The sequence below is a fragment of the Blautia massiliensis (ex Durand et al. 2017) genome, from assembly GCF_051861785.1.
Classification (GTDB): domain Bacteria; phylum Bacillota; class Clostridia; order Lachnospirales; family Lachnospiraceae; genus Blautia_A; species Blautia_A luti_A.
The window spans coordinates 733,396-756,711 of record NZ_CP146725.1; the positions used below are offsets into that span (position 1 = coordinate 733,396).

General features: G+C 46.7%; 21 protein-coding genes. 5 read left to right on the forward strand and 16 right to left on the reverse strand.

All coding sequences use genetic code 11. The annotated features are described in order from the left end of the window. Positions 1 to 58: 58 nt before the first annotated feature. Positions 59 to 1,057, reverse strand: a complete 999-nt coding sequence (locus V9W66_RS03635) for an acyltransferase (protein ID WP_144094144.1) — start codon at positions 1,055 to 1,057, stop codon at positions 59 to 61. A 234-nt stretch (positions 1,058 to 1,291) separates the two neighbouring features. On the opposite strand from V9W66_RS03635, the gene V9W66_RS03640 reads away from it, so the two are divergent. The 4 genes from V9W66_RS03640 to rfbD all read left to right on the forward strand — a co-directional run bounded on the left by V9W66_RS03640 (position 1,292) and on the right by rfbD (position 5,556). Further along, on the forward strand, positions 1,292 to 2,473 hold the full coding sequence (locus V9W66_RS03640; RefSeq protein ID WP_021976536.1) for a MerR family transcriptional regulator: 1,182 nt from the start codon (positions 1,292 to 1,294) through the stop codon (positions 2,471 to 2,473). Between the two features lie 129 nt (positions 2,474 to 2,602). Then, complete coding sequence (gene rfbA / locus V9W66_RS03645; RefSeq protein WP_144094145.1) at positions 2,603 to 3,499, forward strand: glucose-1-phosphate thymidylyltransferase RfbA; 897 nt, start codon at positions 2,603 to 2,605, stop codon at positions 3,497 to 3,499. A gap of 93 nt (positions 3,500 to 3,592) precedes the next feature. After that, positions 3,593 to 4,627: a dTDP-glucose 4,6-dehydratase gene (gene rfbB / locus V9W66_RS03650; RefSeq protein WP_144094146.1), complete on the forward strand. Its 1,035-nt coding sequence runs from the start codon at positions 3,593 to 3,595 to the stop codon at positions 4,625 to 4,627. Beyond that, positions 4,624 to 5,556 (forward strand): dTDP-4-dehydrorhamnose reductase, encoded by a 933-nt coding sequence (gene rfbD, locus V9W66_RS03655; RefSeq protein WP_092069245.1) that lies wholly within the window; start codon positions 4,624 to 4,626, stop codon positions 5,554 to 5,556. Before rfbB ends, rfbD begins: the two co-directional genes overlap by 4 nt. 120 nt (positions 5,557 to 5,676) lie before the next feature. Here the strand turns inward: rfbD and V9W66_RS03660 are convergent, their stop codons facing one another. The 7 genes from V9W66_RS03660 to V9W66_RS03690 all read right to left on the reverse strand — a co-directional run bounded on the left by V9W66_RS03660 (position 5,677) and on the right by V9W66_RS03690 (position 12,566). Further along, complete coding sequence (locus V9W66_RS03660; protein ID WP_144094147.1) at positions 5,677 to 7,305, reverse strand: LCP family glycopolymer transferase; 1,629 nt, start codon at positions 7,303 to 7,305, stop codon at positions 5,677 to 5,679. Between the two features lie 344 nt (positions 7,306 to 7,649). Next, the gene (locus V9W66_RS03665) at positions 7,650 to 7,868 is read right to left on the reverse strand and encodes a hypothetical protein (RefSeq protein ID WP_144094148.1); all 219 of its coding nucleotides are present in this window, start codon (positions 7,866 to 7,868) and stop codon (positions 7,650 to 7,652) included. 103 nt (positions 7,869 to 7,971) lie between these two features. Then, positions 7,972 to 9,390 (reverse strand): sugar transferase, encoded by a 1,419-nt coding sequence (locus V9W66_RS03670; protein WP_144094149.1) that lies wholly within the window; start codon positions 9,388 to 9,390, stop codon positions 7,972 to 7,974. 95 nt (positions 9,391 to 9,485) lie between these two features. Next, the gene (locus tag V9W66_RS03675) at positions 9,486 to 10,280 is read right to left on the reverse strand and encodes an immunoglobulin-like domain-containing protein (RefSeq protein ID WP_144094150.1); all 795 of its coding nucleotides are present in this window, start codon (positions 10,278 to 10,280) and stop codon (positions 9,486 to 9,488) included. 51 nt (positions 10,281 to 10,331) lie between these two features. Then, positions 10,332 to 11,066, reverse strand: a complete 735-nt coding sequence (locus V9W66_RS03680) for a YveK family protein (protein ID WP_144094151.1) — start codon at positions 11,064 to 11,066, stop codon at positions 10,332 to 10,334. A 12-nt stretch (positions 11,067 to 11,078) separates the two neighbouring features. Continuing rightward, positions 11,079 to 11,795 (reverse strand): CpsB/CapC family capsule biosynthesis tyrosine phosphatase, encoded by a 717-nt coding sequence (locus V9W66_RS03685; RefSeq protein WP_015525687.1) that lies wholly within the window; start codon positions 11,793 to 11,795, stop codon positions 11,079 to 11,081. Positions 11,796 to 11,831: 36 nt separating this feature from the next. After that, a complete protein-coding gene (locus V9W66_RS03690; RefSeq protein WP_144094152.1) occupies positions 11,832 to 12,566 on the reverse strand; it encodes a polysaccharide biosynthesis tyrosine autokinase in 735 nt (244 codons plus the stop codon). A 299-nt stretch (positions 12,567 to 12,865) separates the two neighbouring features. Between V9W66_RS03690 and V9W66_RS03695 the strand changes: the two genes are divergently transcribed. Next, positions 12,866 to 13,744, forward strand: a complete 879-nt coding sequence (locus V9W66_RS03695; protein ID WP_144094153.1) for a homocysteine S-methyltransferase family protein — start codon at positions 12,866 to 12,868, stop codon at positions 13,742 to 13,744. Positions 13,745 to 13,890: 146 nt separating this feature from the next. Here the strand turns inward: V9W66_RS03695 and ptsP are convergent, their stop codons facing one another. Genes ptsP through V9W66_RS03735 form a run of 8 tightly spaced genes read right to left on the reverse strand, consistent with a single transcriptional unit; the run spans position 13,891 to position 23,267 of the window. Then, positions 13,891 to 15,543: a phosphoenolpyruvate--protein phosphotransferase gene (ptsP, locus tag V9W66_RS03700; protein ID WP_144094154.1), complete on the reverse strand. Its 1,653-nt coding sequence runs from the start codon at positions 15,541 to 15,543 to the stop codon at positions 13,891 to 13,893. Positions 15,544 to 15,572: 29 nt separating this feature from the next. Then, positions 15,573 to 16,613, reverse strand: coding sequence for a polyamine ABC transporter substrate-binding protein (locus V9W66_RS03705; protein WP_144094155.1), 1,041 nt, complete (start codon positions 16,611 to 16,613; stop codon positions 15,573 to 15,575). 33 nt (positions 16,614 to 16,646) lie between these two features. Beyond that, complete coding sequence (locus V9W66_RS03710) at positions 16,647 to 18,500, reverse strand: extracellular solute-binding protein (RefSeq protein WP_144094156.1); 1,854 nt, start codon at positions 18,498 to 18,500, stop codon at positions 16,647 to 16,649. A 12-nt stretch (positions 18,501 to 18,512) separates the two neighbouring features. Further along, a complete protein-coding gene (locus V9W66_RS03715; RefSeq protein ID WP_015525682.1) occupies positions 18,513 to 19,331 on the reverse strand; it encodes an ABC transporter permease in 819 nt (272 codons plus the stop codon). After that, positions 19,331 to 20,377, reverse strand: a complete 1,047-nt coding sequence (potA, locus tag V9W66_RS03720; RefSeq protein WP_144094157.1) for a spermidine/putrescine ABC transporter ATP-binding protein — start codon at positions 20,375 to 20,377, stop codon at positions 19,331 to 19,333. The genes V9W66_RS03715 and potA overlap by 1 nt, the downstream gene beginning before the upstream one ends. Next, positions 20,367 to 21,161 (reverse strand): ABC transporter permease, encoded by a 795-nt coding sequence (locus V9W66_RS03725; protein ID WP_144094158.1) that lies wholly within the window; start codon positions 21,159 to 21,161, stop codon positions 20,367 to 20,369. The genes potA and V9W66_RS03725 overlap by 11 nt, the downstream gene beginning before the upstream one ends. Continuing rightward, the gene (locus V9W66_RS03730; RefSeq protein WP_144094159.1) at positions 21,158 to 22,012 is read right to left on the reverse strand and encodes an ABC transporter permease; all 855 of its coding nucleotides are present in this window, start codon (positions 22,010 to 22,012) and stop codon (positions 21,158 to 21,160) included. The genes V9W66_RS03725 and V9W66_RS03730 overlap by 4 nt, the downstream gene beginning before the upstream one ends. Next, complete coding sequence (locus V9W66_RS03735; RefSeq protein ID WP_144100284.1) at positions 22,005 to 23,267, reverse strand: ABC transporter ATP-binding protein; 1,263 nt, start codon at positions 23,265 to 23,267, stop codon at positions 22,005 to 22,007. Before V9W66_RS03735 ends, V9W66_RS03730 begins: the two co-directional genes overlap by 8 nt. Positions 23,268 to 23,316: the final 49 nt, after the last annotated feature.

Here is a 23,316-nt window from a genome sequence, read left to right on the forward strand (position 1 = left end):
TTTAGCATATTTTGGTACAAAATCACAGCGCATAAATATGAAAATACCATAAACTCTTCTATTCCCGGCAGATCCTCATTCCATATCCATACATTACCGCCACAGCAGTCACAAGAACACAGACCATCACCGGTCTCATCCACAAATATAAGAGATTTTTCTCAATTCCTGCTGCCACAGCCACATCCTTCAGGATGTCAGCCACACAGAGATGGAACAGATAAATAAAAAATGCATATTTCTGACCGATGGCTGCCGGAAGCTCGGGCACTTTCCGATCCTTTCCCATGATCGCAATGAGAAAAAGACCAACAGCCATAAGTACGGAGCCCAGAAACAATTCCAGTTTGCCAAAATACCGGTATTCCAGCAGACTTATGATCCCGCCGACAGCTGCCATGCCATACAAAAGAAACACTTTTTTTCCTGCAAAACAGGCTTCCAGCTTTTCCTGATATCTGTGTATCAGATGTCCCCACATAAAAAACGGAAATCCGGTAAACAGATAGTTGCGAAACTGCATAACACGGAAATGCTTTTCCGGGAACAGGAAGGTCGAAAATTCCTCCATTCCGAAATGGATCAGAATAAGCACCGGTATCAGAACATATACCTGCTTACAAATCCGGAATCTTGCTGCCAGGGCAAAAAGAAGATAACAATAGAGCAGTGCCGGGAGAAACCACAGATGCCATTTCACCTGAGAGCTGTTATTATATAGAAGAAACTGGCGGATATGTTCCCCTGAAATCAGGGCTTCCAGCCATTCCTTCTGGCTTGCTCCGTCGATGTGGTTCTGGATCAGCTCCCACAGACAGCAGACCGGAAATGCCACAAGCATCAGCTTCAGAACATGCCGGATCTTTTTTCCGGTTCTTATAAATTCCGTATCATCGCCACGGAAACAAAAATATCCGGATACCATAAAAAACACAGGTACTGCAAATCTGGCAAGTACATTGGCTATAATTCCGGCATTTCCCGGAAAATGGACGTGAAGAAGCACAACTGCATAAGCACAGATCGCCTTTACCATATCCAGAGTACGGTTTCGCATAAAAATTACTCCTTTTTATATCGAACGCTTATCCCGGAAATATGATCCCGGGGTTCCCTTTTTTTCGAAACGATATACTAACAAACCAGCAGAATTTTGTCAATGCTGTTTTTCTCCTGTACGGTTTGCTCTTATACGTTTTACTCTTGTACGGCTTCCGGATCTGAATTATAATTCTTTTATGACTTCTATGACAGGGTGTTTGTTATTTTCTCAGAAAGGATTCTATTTTTTATGAAAAAAGACGGCTACTATTCTTCCGGCGAATTTGCCCGCATGGCACATGTAACTCTGCGTACTGTCCGCTATTATGATAAACAGGATATCCTGAAACCCTCTCTCGTCACCGAATCCGGCGCACGTTTTTATACAGACGAGGATTTTGCAAGGCTTCAGCAGATCCTCCTTCTGAAATACCTTGGCTTTTCCCTGGATGACATCCGTGAAATGACCATCGGTGATTCCGATTATCATTTCATGCTGAATTCTCTGAATATCCAGCTTCGTCTGGTCCGTGACCGGATCGAACAGATGCAGCTGGTGGAAAAAGCGATCCAGGATACCGCACAGATGATAAAGGAACAGCACACCATTGACTGGAGCCAGATGCTGAACCTGATCCACCTGACCGGCATGGAAAAAAGCCTCAAGAATCAGTATCAGAATGCCACCAACATTTCCTCCAGGATCAACCTCCACAGCCTGTACTCCCAGAACAAACAGGGATGGTTTCCCTGGATCTTTGAGCAGTGCCGGATCTCACCCGGTCTTCGTATTCTGGAGCTGGGCTGTGGGGACGGAACGTTATGGACCGACAACCTTTCCCTTCTGCCGGAGGATATCTCCATCACACTTTCCGATATTTCCAGCGGTATGCTCCGCGATGCCAGACGAGCCATCGGTTCCTCGGATACCCGGTTTGCGTTCCGGGCCTTTGACTGCCGAAAAATCCCATGCAAGGACGAAAGCTTTGATCTGGTGATCGCCAATCACGTGCTTTTTTACTGCGATGATATTCCCTCCGTCCTGAAGGAAGTCCGCCGTGTCCTCGCTCCCGGCGGAAGATTTCTCTGCAGTGCTTACGGAAAGGCACATATGCAGGAGGTCAGCCAGCTGGTGCAGGATTTTGATGAACGGATCGTGCTTTCCGCAGACCGGCTTTATGAACGGTTCGGACGTGAAAACGGCCAGAGTATCCTGGCTCCTTTTTTCCCAAAGGCTCAGTGGCTTTCTTATGAAGACTGCCTTCTGGTCCAGGATGCGGAGCCGCTGATCTCCTACGTCCTCTCCTGCCACGGCAACCAGAATCAGTATATCCTGGACCGTTACAAGGAATTCCGGGCCTACACCGCCAGAAAAACTGCCAAAGGATTCCGCATTACCAAGGATGCCGGCGTATTTCTTTGTGAAAAATAGCCAAAAATAAAAAATATGAAAAAAGCTCTTGAAGGTGACCTTGCGTCATCTTTTATAATACAGTTACAGTAACAAAGTTATGTGCAGGCACGACTTATGCTGCACATCATCACGCAAAGGAGAAAACATATGAAAGGAATTATTTTAGCCGGAGGCTCCGGAACACGTCTTTACCCGCTTACCATGGTGACCTCCAAACAGCTTCTGCCGATCTTTGACAAACCGATGATCTACTATCCTATGTCTGTTCTTATGAACGCAGGCATCCGTGATATCCTGATCATCTCCACCCCGCAGGATACCCCGAGATTTGAGGAACTTCTCGGTGACGGCCATCAGTTCGGTGTCAACCTTACCTATGCTGTACAGCCAAGCCCGGACGGACTTGCCCAGGCATTTATCATCGGCGAGGAATTCATCGGCGACGACACCGTATGTATGGTCCTTGGTGACAACATTTTCGCAGGACATGGCCTCAAAAAGCGCCTGAAAGCTGCTGTAGACAACGCAGAAACAGGCAAAGGTGCCACTGTTTTCGGATACTATGTAGATGATCCGGAGCGTTTCGGCATCGTGGAATTCGACCAGAACGGAAAAGCGGTTTCCATTGAAGAGAAACCGGAAAAGCCCAAAAGCAACTACTGTGTAACCGGTCTTTACTTCTACGACAACAATGTTGTAGAGTACGCAAAAAATCTGAAGCCAAGCGCAAGAGGCGAGCTTGAGATCACAGACCTGAACCGTATCTACCTTGAGAAGGGACAGCTGAACGTTGAGCTTCTGGGTCAGGGCTTCACATGGCTGGATACCGGTACACACGAAAGCCTTGTAGAGGCAACCAACTTCGTAAAAACCATGGAGCAGCATCAGCACCGCAAGATCGCATGCCTTGAGGAGATTGCTTACTTAAACGGCTGGATCACAAAGGAGGACGTGCTCAAGGTTTACGAAATCCTTAAGAAAAACCAGTATGGCCAGTATCTCAAGGATGTTCTGGACGGAAAATATCTGGACGCGCTTCACTAAGCCGATCTGATTTTCTGACACTGCATTTACCTGCGGACTCCGTTTCGACGGAATCCGCATAAGATCAATCATTTATTATAAAGGAGATTTTTTATGACAATCATCGTTACCGGCGGCGCCGGATTTATCGGAAGCAACTTTATTTTTCATATGATGGAGGCTCATCCGGATTACCGTATCGTATGCCTGGACTGCCTGACCTATGCCGGAAACCTTTCCACTCTTGCACCGGTCATGGACAAACCGAACTTCCGCTTTGTAAAGGAAAGCATCACAGACCGTGACGCTGTTTACAAGCTTTTCGAGGAGGAGCATCCGGACATCGTGGTAAACTTCGCAGCTGAGAGCCACGTAGACCGTTCCATCGAAAACCCGGAGGTATTCCTTGACACCAACATCAAGGGTACTGCTGTTCTCATGGATGCCTGCCGTAAATACGGAATCCAGCGTTATCATCAGGTTTCCACAGACGAGGTTTACGGAGATCTTCCTCTTGACAGACCAGACCTCTTCTTCACAGAGGAAACTCCGATCCATACAAGCAGCCCGTACAGCTCCTCCAAAGCAGGTGCTGACCTTCTTGTTCTCGCATACCACAGAACCTACGGCCTGCCTGTGACCATCAGCCGCTGCTCCAACAACTACGGCCCGTATCACTTCCCGGAAAAGCTGATCCCGCTGATGATCGCCAACGCTCTGAACGACAAACCACTCCCGGTTTACGGAAAGGGTGAAAATGTCCGCGACTGGCTCTATGTTGAGGATCACTGCCGTGCCATCGACCTGATCATCCACAAAGGACGTGTAGGCGAGGTTTACAATGTAGGCGGACATAACGAGATGAAAAACATCGATATCGTAAAACTGATCTGCAAGGAGCTTGGCAAACCGGAAAGCCTGATCACACATGTAGCAGACCGTAAAGGCCATGACATGCGCTACGCTATCGACCCGACCAAGATCCACAACGAGCTTGGATGGCTTCCTGAAACAAAATTCGCAGACGGAATCAAAAAGACCATCAAATGGTACCTTGACAACAAGGAATGGTGGGAAACCATCATCTCCGGTGAGTATCAGAACTACTACGAAGAAATGTATGGAAACCGCGAGGAGGTTGAAGCATGAGATTTTTCGTAACAGGTGTTGGCGGCCAGCTTGGCCATGACGTAATGAATGAACTGTCCGGCCGTGGACATGAAGGCGTAGGAAGTGACATTGCTCCTTCCTACAGCGGCATCGCTGATGGTACTCCTGTTACCACCATGCCTTATGTGCAGCTTGATATCACAGATAAAGAAGCGGTAGCAAAAACCATCCGTGAGGTAAAGCCTGATGCAGTGGTACACTGTGCCGCATGGACAGCCGTAGACGCTGCAGAGGACGAGGAAAACCGTGAAAAGGTACGTCTTGTCAATGTTGTAGGAACACAGAACATTGCGGACATCTGCAAGGAGCTTGGCATCAAGATGATGTATATTTCCACAGACTACGTTTTTGACGGCCAGGGAACCACACCATGGGATCCGGACTGCAAGGACTACGCTCCACAGAACGTATACGGTCAGACCAAGCTTGACGGTGAACTTGCAGTATCCGGCACTGTAGATAAATTCTTTATCGTACGTATTGCATGGGTATTCGGCAAAAACGGCAAAAACTTTATCCGTACCATGGTAAATCTGGGAAAAACCCATGACAAGCTTACCGTAGTCAGTGACCAGATCGGAACTCCGACCTACACCTACGACCTTGCACGTCTTCTGGTAGACATGGTCGAGACAGAGAAATACGGCTACTATCACGCAACCAACGAAGGCGGCTTCATCAGCTGGTATGATTTCACTAAAGAGATCTTCCGCCAGGCTGCTGCCCTCGGCCACAAGGAATACGAAAAAGTAGAGGTATCTCCTGTCACAACTGCAGAGTACGGCGTTTCCAAGGCTGTACGTCCATTCAACAGCCGCCTGGATAAATCCAAGCTTGTAAAAAACGGCTTCCAGCCACTTCCAACATGGCAGGATGCCCTGGAAAGATATCTGAAAGAGATCCTGTAAAAAAAAATCCATCGGTGATCGCCGATGGATTTTTTTCGTTCTGTTTCTCATGAAAAAACAGCCGGTGGAAAGCTTTACGCTTCCCCGGCTGTTCTTATGCTAAAATTTAATAATTTTATCTTACTGCTGGGCAACAGTTCCGTCTGCTGCCTGGGCATCTGCTGTGCCATCCTGTGTGGCATCTGCAGTCTCACCCTGCGCTTCTGCTGTACTTCCCTCTGCAGCTGCCTGGGTAGTATCATTATCTGCAGCTGCTGCCTCTGATGTTGCACTGTCTGCCTCCTCCTGGGAAACAGTCTCTCCGTCACGAACCTTCTTCATCATGGCCTCCGCCTTCTGAACGGTAGACTCATCCGGGATCATAACGTAAGCCTTCTGGCTCATGGAGTACGGCTTCTGTGTGTCACCGGTACCATTTACACTGTAGCTTACGATGTTCCAGTCACCGCCGTTGTTCAGCTGCTGCTGGAGCAGTCTGGCGATCTCCTCGTAGGAGATATTGGTCTCAAAGCATCCCTGGATGCTGGAAAGGACAGAAGAATAATTCTTCAGAAGCTCCGGTGAAAGAGCCTTGTTGATCACACCCTTGATCACTGCCATCTGGTTCTTGCCACGCTGACGGTCGCCCTCTTTAAAGGCATAACGCTCACGGCTGAATACCAGAGCCTGCTCACCGTTCAGGTAGTTCTCTCCCTGATTGAAGTGATATCCTGTCTCATTCTTGGAATCAAAATCATAGTCAGAATAAACGGTAACTCCTCCAAGCGCATTGATCAGCTGCTCAAATCCCGCAAAGTTGATACGGAAATAATAGTTGATATCCTCGTTGTAAAGCATTCCCAGAGTATCCATACATACATTGATACCATAGATACCTGCATGTGTCAGCTTATCTCTCTGTCCGCCTGAAATAGAAAGCGGTACAAAATAATCACGAGGTGTGGAAACCAGAAGCACCTGTCTGGTAGCTGTATTTACCGTAGCAATGATATTGGAATCGCTTCGGCTCTTTGCAACAAGGCCGCTGCGGCTGTCGATACCACTGATAAAGATGGTATATACAGAACCGTCATTGGTACTCTCTTCAGCCTTCGCCTCTGTCTCCTGGGGCGCAATGGTCGTCTCCACCTTCTTCACGGTCAGCTCTTTGATCCTGGAAGAAATATCGGAATATCCATCCATCTCTTCAATAACGCTTAAATATGCGCTGTTCAGCACGATCGCACCTGTCTGTCCGTTCAGAAGACCGTCAACCAGCTCTGTAAGTCCTGCATACTCCTGGACCTGCACAGTCTTGCCTGTCTCGGAATCCACCTCCTGGATAGCCTTGTCCGAATTGGCTCTGTCAAGATCTGTCAGCACACCATACACATAATCTGCTGTAGCCTCTATGGAATCTGCAGAATCATCTGCACGGACATAAATACCGACCTCCGTAACCTCTGTGTTCACACCGGAGATCCCTGCCAGTGTGGAATGTGTCTTATAAACATACATACTTCCGAGAATAAATACTGCTGCAAAAACTGCTGCCAGGATCACTCCCACTACAAATCTTATCTTACCATCCGTACTCCATACAAGCGCTCCGACGATCACGATCAGAACCAGCATTACCAGTCCGATCACTGCAATGAACTTCGTCGGGATCACCTTCATATTCAGAAGCATGACCGCAAATATGATCGCTGTGATCAGAACCACAAGCGTCACGATCAGCCCTGGGATATGTTTTCCCATTTTTCTCATATGCAATCCTCCATTTTTGATGGTACAGAGAATATTTCATATGGACACTCTCTGTACAGATTCAAATATCCTAATCATTTTACGCTTTTTTACTGATAAAAGCAAGAAATATCGTAAATCGCCAAATGCAAAAACAGTTCCGTGATATCATGATCCTTTTATGCTCTCACGATGTCACGGAACTGCCTCTAAAATGTTCCTTCCATGAAACAGATATCCTTATTCCACGGTAACACTCTTGGCTGCTGCTGCGGATCCTCTCATCATCCAGACCGATCTCCGTCAGATCCAGCTTGCCCTCCCGGATAACGGAGTTCAATGTATCTGCGACTGCCTTCGGCTGCTCATGGATAGATGATCAGATATATCGCAATTACTTTCCAATGTTCTAACTTCTTCATACTTCCTCCGGTCTGTCTTACTGTTTCTGCATAATCCCTGATGTATTCTTCCTGCTCTTTGTCTTCTGTCTGCTTTTCCCTGGGACTTTGTTTTGCCAGTGCCAGAAGCAGGACCGAGAACACAAGAATTACTACGATCAGCATGATCAATAAAATCTGCATTTTTATTTCATCTTTTATATTTATAACTCATCTAATTTATTTTTATCCCCGAACTGCGTCTCCGCAGCCCGGGTCATTATATTCGAATCTCAATATGTATGGATCATTTGGCGCCGCTTCCACGGAAAACGACCATAACTGTCTTAACCAGGATCTCTATATCCAGCCTCAGACACCATTCGGCAATGTACTTTGTGTCAAGCTCTACGACTTCCTCGAAATCCGTAATATCACTTCGACCGCTTACCTGCCACATGCCGGTAAGTCCCGGCTTGATGGCCAGACGTTTGCGATGGTGAAGCTCATACTTCTCCCACTCATCCATTGTCGGCGGTCTGGTTCCTACAAGACTCATATCTCCTTTCAGAATATTCCAGAACTGTGGAAATTCATCCAGGGATGTCTTTCGGATAAAATGTCCTACTCCTTTGATGATTCGTGGATCATCATCCATTTTGAACATCATTCCATCTTTTACGTTATTCTGTTTCATCAGTTCTTTTTTGCGTTCTTCTGCATCCATATACATGGAGCGGAATTTATAGATCTTGAACGGACGACCGTTCTTTCCCATGCGGACCTGTGAGAAAAATGCAGGACCCGGAGATTTGATCTTGATGGCCGGAACCAGAAAGATCGCTGCGATTCCTGTAAAAAGACAACCTACCAGACCGCCTGCGATATCCATAGCTCGTTTCCCAAACATCTGGCGCGGTGTCACAATGTGGATACTGCTGGAAAGCACAGTGTATCCGCCAAGCTCCTCCACCACCTGGTTCTTGCCAAGGGATTTCATGGTTGCCAGTCTCATATGGATAACAACTCCCATTGCAGAGCAATCCTTGATCATCTTCTCCGGGATTGGAATCTCCTTTGGCACTGCAAAAAATACTTCGTCGATCCAGTTCTTATGGATATAGGAGATCATATCCTCCTTTCCGGCTACTACCGGCACTCCACAGACGGATGCTCCCTTCTTGTCACAATCCATAAAAGCAATTCCTGCCAGATGATAGGTTCCGTAATTATTCTTGCGGATGGTTTCCACCACATTGTCTGCATTTTCACGGACTGTAACGATCAGCAGGGATCGCTTCTCGCTTTCTTCGTATCTGTGATCCTTCAGGAATTTCTTCAGTGCCTGTCTGCCGCAATAGCTGAAGCAGGTATAAAGCACATAGGTGATCAGCAGGATCATTCTGGAATAATTGTTTCCAACTCTTAAAAGAAACATATATGCCAGAACCAGAAGGCAGACCAGTGTACACTGTTCAAAGGTTTTCTTCAGTTCCACCAGCATTCCTCTTCTCAGAACTCCGCTGAAGCTCTCATTAAAAAATGTGACCATCAGCTGGATAAGAAACATCACCACTGCCACATTTCGGTACAGCTCTGTCTCGTATGGCTGATCGATCCCGTTTCGGATCCAATATGCAAGTACAAACGCAAGCTGCAGACACAGCATATCGCAGATCACAAAATCTGCATGTTTTACCCAGCTGCTGTTTTCTTTTTGATACATATTCTTTTCTACGCCTTCCCTCACTTACAGTATGTTATACTGTGTTTATTTTACCCCCCCCCGGTATTTTGAAGACCGAGGAGGGGTATCATGCACTATTTTACAACAACAGTCAGTACGGCTCCGTTGGAGCTGTTTCCACTGTTGTCTACTACATAATATGTAAGCTCGTAAGTTCCCGGTGCAGCTGTATTTACATCACCGGTGATCTGGATCCTTTTGAAAAGATCACTGGTTGACTCTGTATCATCCTGGATATCCTTTACATAGCTTAATTTATCCAGCGTAGTTCCTACCGGTACCTCTACGTAATAGGTAGTCAGATACATCTTTGGATCCTGCGGAGAGAGCTGCTCGATCTTGTCTTCCTGTGTCTTCTGCGCCTGTTCCTCCGGAGTCAGTTCTCCTTCTGCGGAATCTCCGCTTTCAGCATCTGTGCTGTCTGCTTCTGTCCCATCCTGCATATCTGTCTCTTCTGCAGGCTCTGTGGTGTCTGTGGAATCTCCGTCCTCTGTGAGACCGTCATTATCGATCAGTCCCAGCTGCGGATTTTCGGCACTTCCGTCCTGAGCTTCCATGGTAAATTCTTTTTTTGTTACATTGTTGTTTTTGTCCTTTGCAACAAAGATAACAGCAACCTGTTTTCCGTCATTCTTCGGATATATGGTTTCTACAGTAAGAGTCTCTGTAACATCTCCGTCTCTGTCATCCTGTGCCTTTACATCCTTCAGAAGATCCTCTTCTGTCATATCGGATGTATAATTCGTATCTTTTCCCTCTTCAAATGTGATCTTCGGCCCTTCATTATCCTCGGAGCTCCTCATGTATACTACACCGGCTCCCATACCAAGGCAGATGACCACTAATAAAAACACAAAAAATTTCTTCATATTTTTGCTGCTCCCGGCCTTTCCCAACACTTTGATCCGTTGTTGTTATTTTTATGCGTGACGTTTCTTTTTCTTTTTGGATTTCTTGCCCATTTTGGAAGAGTATGGGATTGTACCAAGTACGCTTAATCCAAGATATTTCTCTACGTCTTCCGGTGTCTTTACAGTATCGTTTGTCAGATATACGATGATCACAACGGCTGCTGCCAGAAGGATACCCAGAATTCCGCCGATCACACCGTTTTTCGGTACGCTTGGGCTTGATGGCTCATCCGGGATGTTTGCTGTCTCTACCACATTTACTGCCTTGATATCCATAACCTGCTGAATATGCTTGGAAGCAATATCTCTTACTGCATTTGCGATCTGTGCCGCTGTATAAGGGTCGGTATCTGTAACTGTGATGGATACTACTCGTGTATCCGTTGGTGTATCTACGGAAAGCTTCTTAAGAAGCTCCTCATGTGTCATATCCAGATTCAGCTGTGCGATCACACCCTCAGTAACTGTACGGCTCTTGATCAGCTCCGCATAGTCCTTGGTCAGTGATGTACTTGTCTGGATATCCTGATTGGTCAGTGTGCTGCTGTCCTGTTTGGACAGTACCACGATCTTGGTTGTGGATTCATACTTCGGTGTGATCAGAAGCATGGTTCCCATAACAGCTGCCAGGCAGAAAACAATACCGGATAAAATGATAACACCCAGCTTGCTCAGTAACAGGTGAAATACCTCACCAAGATCGATCTCTACTTCGTCGTTGTTGTTAACAGTCTGATTTTCCATTTCTTTTCTCCATTACCCTGTGATTTTCCGGGGATTTTTGATAAAGATCTTCTTTACATATTCGCTCCCCATTGTTTTTTCCATTTTGGCGACACATTTGCCGATCTCCGGGATACGCTCCGTCTTACGGTGTCCGTCAGAACCGACAAAATCCAGAAGCCCATGCTTCATGACTTTCCGTGCAAAGGTTTTTGCCCCGAATCCGTCCTGACCGCTGATGGTATCTGCGTTGACCTGGATATGGGCTCCCATATCCTTCAGCTCTGTCAAAAATCCGATATCGTTCCGGGTAGCCTTATAACGTTCCACATGAGCGATGATCGGGATAAAACCATTCATCAGAAGACTTCTGACCCGTTCTTCAATATAATTTTTCTCATCTCCGTTGCTGAATTCCACAAGCACATATCTGGAACCTGCAAGGGTAAGCCGCCGTCCCTTCTTAAGGCATTCCACCATATCCATACTGGAATGGAGTTCACAGCCCAGATAAAGTCTCATGCCTTCATCACCAATATTCATGGCTGCTCTACGCAGCTGCATGAACTGTCTTGTCACAATGTTCATATGCGGCTCAAACATATCGTACCGGAAATGTGGTGTCAGGATCACATGACGTACGCCCTCCTGATACTCCTTGTTAAGCATCCAGAGTGATTCTTCCATGTTTCTTGCACCGTCATCCACCCCGGGGAGGATATGACAATGAATATCATAAAGTCCCTTCATTAAAATAACCCACTCATTTCTGTTGTCAATGTTTTTTTATTTACTGCTGCTCTCACCATAATCTCCGTAGGAACCATACTTACCGTACTTGCCGTATTTACCATACTTACCATACTTGCCATAGTGACCGTAATTGCCGGCCTTGCTGTAGTCCACCTTGTTCAGGATGGTTCCCAGGATCGGGCAGTTACTCTTGGCAAGCTGATCTCTTACTTCCTGTACAAAACGGTAGCTGATGGTACCGGATTCAATGACGATTACAGATCCGTCACAGGAATCTGCTATGATAGCACTGTCGATGATCAGTCCAAGCGGCGGTGTATCTACAATAACGTAATCATAAACATCTCTTACCACGCGGATCATATCCTTGAAGAGTCTGTTTCCGAGAAGCTCTGCCGGGTTCGGAGGTACGATACCGGAGAAGATAATATGGAACTTCGGAAGTGTAGTGGCACAGATCACGTCAGAAAGCTTGGCCTGCTTGGAAAGATAATGAGCAAGTCCCATTACCTCCTGTTCTACTGTCACACGTCCCATCAAAACGGATTTACGCAGATCGGCATCGATCAGAAGCACTGATTTGCCGCTCTCAGCAAGAGAGGCAGCAAGATTAAATGCCACACTGCTCTTTCCCTCATTAGGAGTACAGCTGGTAAGTGCGATCACTTTCTTATCTGCTCCGCAGAACTGGATATTTGTTCGCAGAGCTTTATAAGCCTCATCCATCTGGTGATCAGACTTCCAGTTGCTCAGTTTAACTTTAATCATAATTCCTTTTCACCTTTACCTTTATGTTCTATCTGATGACAGTCTTGCCCTTTGGGCATGTCTACAGATTATTATACAATCCCATTTTCTAATACGCAAGTTCTTTATTCGACAGAAAAGCCGTTAAATATGTACAATTTACCTAATTTTTATTATTTTTTATTTCCCGGCCCAGAAACAGGATAGATTATTTTTATTCCCTGTGTTAAAATAAACCCACGGCAATGAGTGCAGCGGTTACAGGAGGAGCCCTATTTTTTGCCAACCGTGATTGGCTGCCATAAGGAGGATATAAACATATGACAAAACAGGAATTTCAGAAACTGACCGAAGATCATGTCCTGCTGCTGGATGGTGCTACCGGCTCCAACCTGATGAAGGCCGGCATGCCGCGTGGTGTCTGCACAGAGAGCTGGGTGCTTGAGCACAAGGATGTGATCCAGTCTCTGCAGAAGGCATATATCGAGGCGGGAAGCCATATCATCTATGCGCCTACCTTCGGCGGAAACCGTATTAACCTCACTATGCACGGACTGGAGGATCAGATTGAACAGATCAATCATACCCTGGCAGGCTATTCAAAGGAGATCGCACCGGAGGGTGTTTTCGTAGCAGGTGATATCACCACCACCGGCAAGATGATGGCACCGGCCGGTGACATGACTTACGAAAAAGCCTTCGAAGTCTATCAGGAACAGATCGGCTATCTCCGTGACGCGGGTGTGGACCTGATCGTAGCGGAAACCATGATCAATATCGAGGAGACACTGGCTGCTGTAGACGCCTGCCAGAGTGTCTGCGAGCTTCCTATCATCTGTACCGTGACTGTAGAAGCAGACGGAAGTATCTTCAGCGGCGGAAATGCCATAGAGGCTGCCATGTCCCTGGAAGCTGCAGGTGCAGACGCTGTCGGCATCAACTGCTCGGTTGGCCCGGATCAGCTGGTATCGGTTATCCGCAATATCAAGGAGAACGTTTCCATTCCGGTCATTGCCAAACCCAATGCGGGAATGCCCCAGATCGATGATCTTGGAAATGCAGTTTACAGCATGACCCCTGCGGATTTTGCAGATTATATGAAGGTGCTGGTGGACAACGGTGCTTCCGTGATCGGCGGATGCTGTGGTACCACACCGGAGTTTATTTCGGAAACCGCCCAGGTGCTTGGACTTCGATAACTTTAACCGGAACAGATATGCTTCCACGCACTGCTTCAATTGAGAACAGCAATAAGCCGTGAGTGAAAGATTCCGTCAAAAAAATCCTGAGGATCCTATGTGAGATATCAACATAGAAATTCTCAGGATTTTTATTTTTCCGGATATTATTTCTCTTTTACTGCTTCTGCCGGCCGGTTTGCCTCATCCGCATAGGAGCTGCAGATCGCTTTTCGCACTGGAAGTACACAGGCAGGAACAACGGAAAGGCCATCCACTCCCATCTGGATAAAAGCTTCTGTAAGATTGGAATCTGCTGCCAGCTCTCCGCATATGTAAACTTCACATCCTGACTTATGTCCTGCCTCTGTTACCATGCGGATCATCTTTACAAGCGCCGGATGATGATCATTGTATTTATCCTTCAAAAGAAGATTCTGCCGGTCCATCGCCAGAGTATACTGGGTCAGGTCATTGGTTCCTAGGCTCAGAAAATCCACACGTTTTCCAAGTTCTTCACTGATCATGACCGCTGCCGGTGTTTCGATCATAATTCCGGTACGGATGTTTTTGTAAGGAATGTTCTTCTCATCCAGACCCTTTTTTACCTCACGGATCAGCTTCTCGATCTCATCCAGCTCATCCTCGGACGTGATCATCGGATACATCAGGTTGATATTTCCATAGGCACTTGCACGGTAAATAGCCCGAAGCTGCGCTTTGAACATTTTTTTGCGATCCAGGCAAAGGCGGATGCCTCGATTTCCCATCATAGGATTGACCTCATCAGGAATTGCCATATATTCTGCCTGACGGTCTGCCCCCAGGTCCACGGTACGGATCACTGCCGGACGTTCATCCATATCCTCGGCTACTTTTTTATAGGCACGGAACAGCTCATTCTCTCTTGGATAATTCTCTCTTCCGAGATACTGGAATTCACTTCGAAGAAGGCCGATACCTGCTGCTCCGTAATAAAGAACCGTATTCAGATCATCCAGATTTCCGATGTTTGCCAGAAGCTTGATCTCCTTGCCATCGGCTGTGATATCCTTGTGGTTCCGAAGTCTCAAAAGTTCTTCCCGCTCTTCCTTATCTGCTGCATGACGGATCTCATATTCCTTAAGAAGCTCCGGCTCCGGATCGATATACAGTGTTCCTGTATACCCATCTACAATAGCCATATGGCCATCCCATTCTTTCTGTATCTCCACCTCGACCAGGGTGGGGACTTCCATGGATTTTGCCATGATCGATACATGGGAAATAACAGACCCCTGATGCATGACTACCGCCAGAAGCCTGGCTTTGTTCATCTCCAGAAGTTCATTGGGGGAAAGCTGCTCTGCTGCAAGGATCACCGGCTCATCTCCCAGATTGATCCGTGCATGGGAGCCACCCATGGCGCCGATCAGCAGCTCGGAGATCTCCCTGATATTTTCGATCTGTTCTTTGACAGCCTCGTCCTCCAGCTTGCGGAACACATTTGCAAGCTCATCCCTGGTTGTCTGGACTGCGTAAGCTGCACTGACCTTTTCTGTCGTGATCATGCTTTCCACGGCCCGCTGAAAGCTGCCGCCACTTAAGAGCTTCAGCTGACGTTTCAAGGTCAGCTCCTGCTCTTTGGGGAGGGGTGCTCCGTTTTTATACATATGCTGGATCTGGTTCTTTACCGCTGTTCTTGCATTATCCAGACGATCCAGCTCCTTTTTTACATTGTCTACCATGGACTGACGGATCTGATATTCGCCTCTGTGGTAATACAGTATTTTTCCAATGGCTATTCCGGAAAAAGCGGATGTACCTTTGTATATCTCCACCTGAAAAACCCCCTTACTGGTTCGTCTGCTTAATCGCAGGCAGCTTTAAACTCTGTCCAGATCTTATTGTATTCCTGCTCTGCTTCCTGGCTTACATTCTGTACGACCTCACCCTTTGTCACGCTGTCCGGAACAACCAGGCTCTCGTCTACCAGATCATCTGCTGCCTTGTTTGTATTGTAGTATCCGATATAGTTGATGCACTGTGCAGATACTTCCGGCTCCAGGATATAATTGATAAATTCATTGGCAGCCTTCGCATTCGGTGCTTCACTTGGCACAAACATTCCCATAATACCAAATCCAAGACCTTCCTCCGGATAAACCACCTTAAGATCCGGATTATCCTTCAGTGCCTGTGTTACCTGTGATGTATAAAGAAATGCCACACTTGCCTCTCCGTTGAGAAGTGCATTCTGTGTATTGTCATCCTGGATCATACGAATGTTCGGTGCCAGCTCTTTCAGCTTCTCACCGGTCTTGTCGATCACGGCTACATCTTCTTCGTTCATGCTCTCTCCCATGGAAAGCTGTGTGATGCCACAGATCACGCGGTAATTACCTACGATGGCAATGCTGTCCTCCAGAGACTTATCCCAGAGATCCTTGTATCCTTTAATGTCGATATCTACCTGCTCCGGATCATAAACGATCAGTGGGATTCCTGCTCCGTAAGGTACTGTATATTCGTCATCCGGATCATAAAACTGTCCCTGATAAAGGGGGTTGATGTTCTTAAAATTGGAAACGGTATCCTTGTCGATCTTCTGGACAAGTCCCTCTTTTACCGCGCTGTCGATAATGTAATCATCTGCAATTACCACATCGTAATCGCCGCCCTTTGCCTGGGAAAGCTTCTCAAGCATGGTCTCATCGGTGTCAAAGTTGGAATATACCACCTTGGTCCCTGTTTCTTTTTCAAAATCATCCAGCACTTCCTGCGGAAACATTCCGTCCCATGTATAAAGTACCAGTTCATCCTTATCCTTTGCACTGACACTGACACCTGTTACCATAGATGTTCCAAGTACCGCACATAACATGATCGCTGCTGCTTTTTTTGATTTCATAGAACCTCCTTCATGTCTCTCTCTGACGTCTTGTTATTTTGCTTTTACCTTTGTCCAAAGCTCTGCGAATTTCTGCTTGATCTTTGGCTTCTGGTATCCGAAAATCTCATTCTTTGGATTGTCGATCTGCGGAATATAGGAAGAAATTCCCTCATAAGTTCCGTTCTTCATCTCCTCGAATGCACTCTTTACAGTAGAAGTATATCCTACTTCTTCGGTATTGGAAAGAGCATTTTCATCATCCAGCATAAAATTGATGAACTCATGAGCCAGATCTACTTCATTACAGTCCTTGGTGATGACCATGGCATCATACCAGGTATTGGTTCCCTGCTGCGGAGTATAATAGCCAAGCTCTGGATTTTCGCTTATAATATAGGAAGCATCTCCGGAATAAACAACCGCCATTGCCTTGTTTCCTGAAATCATGTTGTCGATCACATCATCACCTGCATAGATCGGATCCATGGTATCTCTCTGCCGGATCAGCCACTCATAAGCCTGCTGGATCTCATCAAGATTTTTTGTGTTCATGGAATACCCCAGCGCTTTCAGGGCGATCATAAAGGAATCCCTTTCGGAATCATACATATAAAGATCTCCCTTATATTTTTCATCGCAGAGAATATTCCAGCCCTCTTTGTCAAGATCCTCCTGAGAGACTACATTCTTATTATAAAGGATTCCTACAGTTCCCCAGAAATACGGACAGGAATAACGATTTCCCGGATCATAGTCCTTATTCTGTACCTCGGGAAGAAGATTTTTGCTGTTTGGGATCTTTTTCCAGTCAAGGGCCTGAAGATATTCCTCCTTGATCAGTCTTTCGATCATATAATCTGACGGAACCAGAACATCGTAGGTTTCACCACTGGCCAGCTTGGTGTACATCATCTCATTGGACTCGAAGGTTTCATATACAACAGTACAGTTATACTGCTTCTCAAATTTGTCCAGAAGACTCAGGTCCATATATTCTCCGGCATTATATACACGAAGCACGTGGTTTCCCTGGCTTACGAGCGTCCACTTTCCCAATACCAGAACAACCGCAGCAGCTGTGACAACCGCAACGATCCTTCTTTTTCTCGGATCCATTTTTTTCACGGTGGAGGCCTGAAGCTTCGGCATGATCAGATTTGCAAAAAGAAGCACCAGTACAATGACCACGATCACAATGGTAGAAAGGGCGTTGATGGTGGGATTGATGCGCTTTGTCATATTATATACAACAATGGATATATTTTTTACTCCGTTTCCGGAAACAAAGTAGGAAATTACGAAATCGTCAAAGGACATGGTAAAGGCCAGGAGCGCTCCCGCAAAAATCCCTTCTTTGATCATGGGCACGATAACCTTGGTAAGTGCCTGATATGGCGTTGCCCCAAGATCCATGGCTGCATTGGCAAGGTTCGGATCCAGGCTTCGTACCTTCGGATATACACTGGTGATCACATAGGGCGTACAGAATGCGATATGTGCCAGCAGCATGGTCAGATAGCCTTTCGTCATTCCCAGCGAAGAAAACAGCAGCATCAGACCAATCGCGGTTACGATCTCCGGATTCAGAATTGGAAAGTTATTGATGGTAAGGACCATCTCTTTCAGCACCTTTCTGGATTTTGAAAGTCCGATGGCTGTGATGGTTCCCAGCACTGTGGAAATAACAGTTGCCAGAATTGCCACTGTGACCGAAACATAAACTGCCTTACTGATCTCCATGTTGTTTATCAGCTCTCCGTACCAGCGCAGGGAAAATCCTGTAAATCTGGTCAGGGACTTGGATGAGTTAAAGGAAAAGATCATGGTCACAAGGATCGGCAGGTAAAAAAATGCCAGACACAGCACTACATATAATTTTGAAAATATGGTATTTTTTCTTTTCATCTCCTGCCTCCTTTAATCGTCCTGAGTATCCATCTTCTTCATCAGGCTCATAAAGATCAGGATGATCACTGCCAGGATCAGAGAGATGGCACTTCCGAAGTTCCAGTCACCTACAGAAATAAACTGTGACTCGATGAGATTACCGATCAGCATGTACTGGCCGCCGCCGAGAAGTTTCGGAATAACGAAGGTTGATATGGACAGAAGGAATACCATCATGATACCATTGACCACACCTGGCATGGAAAGCTTCCAGGTGATCCTCCAGAAGGTCTGGAAGGGATTGGCACCAAGGTCGTTGGCCGCTTCGATCAGTGACTTGTCCATTTTACTTAAGGATGTATGGATCGGAATGATCATAAAGGGCATAAAGTTACAGACAAGGCCCACGATAACGGAAAAATCTGTATACATCATGGTGATCGGTGAGATTCCCAGCATTTTCAGAAGGTTGTTCACCAGACCATTGTCAGAAAGAATGTTCATCCATGCATAGGTACGGAGAAGCATGTTGATCCACATGGGAATGGTGACCATAAGGATCAGAAAGCTCTGCACCTTTTCGGAATATTTGGAGATAATGTATGCCAGCGGATATCCGCAGACCAGGCAGATCAGTGTGGTCAGGATACCCAGTCGGAAGGATTTCAGGATAACACTTAAATATGTAGCTTCCAGAAATTTTGCAAAATTCGCCCATGTAAAATGCAGGGTCAGAACTTCATTTCCATCTGAGGTAAATGCATAAAGCACGATCAGGATCAATGGTACCACGATCAGGATCGAAGCCCAGATGATATACGGCTTGATCAGATGCTTGAACTGTTTCATTAGTATCCTCCCATTCTGCACATAACATGGATATCCTCAGGACCAAACTTCAGTCCCACTTCACGTCCCACTTCTGCATAATCGGTAGTATGCACCATGTATGTGCGAAGCTCCGTCTCGACCAGGATCTCATAATGCACGCCCTTGAACGTAATGTTCCGTACCATTCCTCTGATCTTGGCCTGATCCGGTTCCACAATATCCAGATCCTCCGGACGGAGAACAACCTCAATGGCTTCGTTGTCCTCAAATCCCTTATCTACACATTCAAACTGGAATCCGTCGAACTCCACAAGGAAATCCCTGATCATCGTTCCTTCTATAATATTGGACTCTCCGATAAAGCCGGCAACAAAACGGTTCTCCGGCTCATTATAGATATCTGTCGGGCTGCCGATCTGCTGGATCTCACCGTTGTTCATGACTACTACCGTATCAGACATGGAAAGTGCCTCCTCCTGGTCATGGGTAACATAGATAAAGGTGATCCCTACCTCTCTCTGGATCTTTTTCAGCTCGATCTGCATCTGCTTGCGGATCTTGGCATCCAGTGCACCGAGTGGCTCATCCAGCAGAAGAACCTTCGGCTCATTGACAAGAGCTCTGGCAATGGCAACTCGCTGCTGCTGTCCACCGGAAAGAAGTGTAACATCTCTTTTTTCGAAGCCTTCCAGCCCTACCATTTTCAGCATTCTTTTTACCTTCTGCTCAATAACAGATTTATCTACCTTTTTCAGATTCAGGCCGAAACCGATATTGTCCATAACATTGAGATGCGGAAACAATGCATATTTCTGGAATACCGTGTTGATCTCTCTTTTATATGGAGGCAGCTTGGAGATCTCAATTCCGTTAAACAGTACCTCTCCGCCGCTTGGCTCCTCAAAGCCGGCAATGATCCTTAAGGTTGTTGTCTTTCCACAGCCGCTGGGTCCCAGAAGCGTAAGGAATTCGTTTTCGTGAATGTCCAGATTAATGCCCCGGAGCACCTGCTGGTCATCAAAGTTTTTTGTGAGATTTTTTAACTCGATCAGTTTATTGCTCATCTTTTATATTCCCCTTCCCGCATTTTCCTGCGATCAGATATACTGCCAGTACCAGAAGGATCACTCCCAGCATTATGGTACAAAGTGCATTGATCTCCGGCGTAACGCCTGTTTTCATCTGTGTGTAAACTTTTATCGGCAGCGTGGATACACGTGGCCCGGTTACAAAAATACTGATCACCACATCGTCCATGGACATGGCAAAGGCCAGCAGAGAGCCGGATATAACAGCCGGCATGATCAGCGGCAGGGTAATGTCCCAGAAGGCCCGAAAGGAACCGGCGCCAAGATCTCTGGCTGCCTCTTCCAGGGACGGATCCATTCCCACAAGCCTTGCTTTTACCTCCATCAAAATATAGGGCACGCAGAAAACCGTGTGTCCGATCAGAAGTGTCAGCATTCCAAATGGCAGGTTCAGCATATAGAAAAATGCCATCAGTACCATTCCCAGAATGATCTCCGGGATCATCAGAGGCAGAATGGAAATATACTCCATCACCCCTTTTGTTTTCCAGTGGATCCTGGAAAGTCCTACAGCCCCCAGTGTTCCGATCACTGCAGATACCCCACAGCTGGACACCGCCAGGATCAGACTGTTTTTCAATGCCTGGATCAGATCCCTGTCCTGAAACAGTTCCTGATACCATTTCAGGGAAAAACCGGTAAAGCGCACCGGAAGTCTTGCTTCATTAAACGAAAATACCACTACCACACCAATGGGCAGATACATAAGGAAAAACAGAATCCCCAGATACAGTCCTGAAAGCTTTGAGTTCTTTTTCATCCGATTCCCTCCAGTTCCTTAACATTGGTAAGCTTCCGATATAATACGATCATCAGAGTTGTCAGTATCATCAGTACCACAGCCAGTGCTGCGGCAAAGGGCCAGTTATTGCCTCTTGTCATCTGCTCCTGGATCAGGCTTCCCACAAGTACGATCTTGTTTCCACCCAGGATATCCGCAATAAAAAACAGACCCATAGACGGAATAAATGTTAGTATCACTCCGGAAAGAAGTCCCGGCAAAGTCAGCTTAAAGGTGATGCTCCAGAAGGCCTTCCATCTGCTGGCTCCAAGATCTCTGGCAGCCTCCACAAGGGACCAGTCCAGCTTTTCCGCACTGGAATATACGGACAGTGCCATAAACGGCAGCAATACATAGATCATACCGATCACGATCGCCGGATAACTGTACAGGGTTTTTAAGGGCTCCTGGATGATGCCAAGCTTCATCAGCAGATAATTCAGAAGGCCCTTTTTCTGGAGAATGATGATCCAGCCATAAAGACGGATCAGGGAGTTCACCCAGAAAGGCAACATCAGGAAAAGCATGGCCAGCTTCTTTTTGCCCTCGGAAAGCTTTGCCATAAAGTATCCGAAGGGGTAGCCCACCAGACAGATGATCAAAGTGCTGGTGAGCGCAAGGCGGAAGGATCCCGTAAAGGTCTGCAGGTATACAGGCTCCAGGATCTGCTTGTAATTATCCAGAGTAAATTTCCAGTTCACGCCGTAGCCGCCGTCTGCTGTGGAAAAGCTCAGTGCAGCTACATACAGAAGAGGCAGTGCGACGAAGATCAGTGTAAAAAGATACAGCGGCAGGATCATCCATACGGAGCCTGCTCTGTGCTTACGCATGGGTACCTCCTGCACAGGGACCTGACTGATCCGGCAATACTTCTTCTGATCTTTCTTCCTGATCTACCAGCACTGCATCTGAAGGAAGAAAACAGCAGCGCACCTTTTCTCCTACACTGACATTTGTATCAATGCCGTAACGGCTTGCCACGATTTCCTGACCTTCCGAAGTTTTCAAAACAACACGGAGCTGGCCGCCGGCGAAGGTTTTTTCAACGACTTCGGCGGTTAAGCCATCGCAACTGTCATCTGTGTTTTTTTCTGCGGGCTCCTGTACACTCTTTTGTGTGTTTTCTGATGTGCAATTCGGCGTGCTTTGTTGTGCATTTTTTTTATTTTCCTCAAACCGGATATTTTCGCTTCTTACTGCGATGGTAACCTTTTCTCCTTTTTGTGGGAAATATCCTCTGTCAGATGTAGCTGCGGTGTCCATTGATACTTCTACTTTTCCGGCATCAGTTCTTACGGTGATCTGAGCGGAAGTACCGTCAGACTCCTCTTCCGCAATGCTTTCCACAATACCGGTCAGTATATTGGCATTTCCAACAAAGGTTGCCACATAGCTGGTCTTCGGATGATTATAGATCTCATCCGGCGTCCCGATCTGCTCAAAGCGTCCGTGGTTCATCACAGCGATCGTATCAGACATGTTGATAGCTTCTTCCTGATCGTGGGTGATATAGATAAAGGTGATCCCCAGCTTCTTCTGCAGGCGCTTCAGCTCGTGCTGCATGGCACGCCTCAGCTGCAGATCCAGTGCACCAAGGGGTTCGTCCAGAAGAAGTACCTCCGGATTGTTCACAAGTGCTCTGGCTATGGCCACACGCTGGCGCTGACCACCGGAAAGCTCCGACGGCTTACGCCTCTCAAAGCCCGGAAGCTGAACAAGCTCCAGCATTTCTTTGACTCTTCTGCTGATCTCCGCTTTCGATGTTTTTTTCAATTTCAGCCCATATCCAATGTTATCTGCTACATTCATATGGGGAAAAAGTGCATAATTCTGGAACACTGTGTTCACATTGCGCTGATTCGGTTCCAGGGATGTCACATCCTTTCCATCCAGAAAAACCTGGCCGGAATCTGGCTGTTCCAGGCCTGCAATGATCCGCAGTGTGGTGGTTTTTCCACAGCCGGAAGACCCCAGCAGAGTGACAAATTCTCCTTTTTTTGCTGTAAGACAGATGCTTTCCAGGACGTCCTCACCTTTCTGGAAGCTCTTTTTTATGTTTTTCAGTTCTAATGAAATTTCGGACATTTAGTTCTCCTTCTGTTTGCTATGATATCCGCACCCTGCATGGGACTTT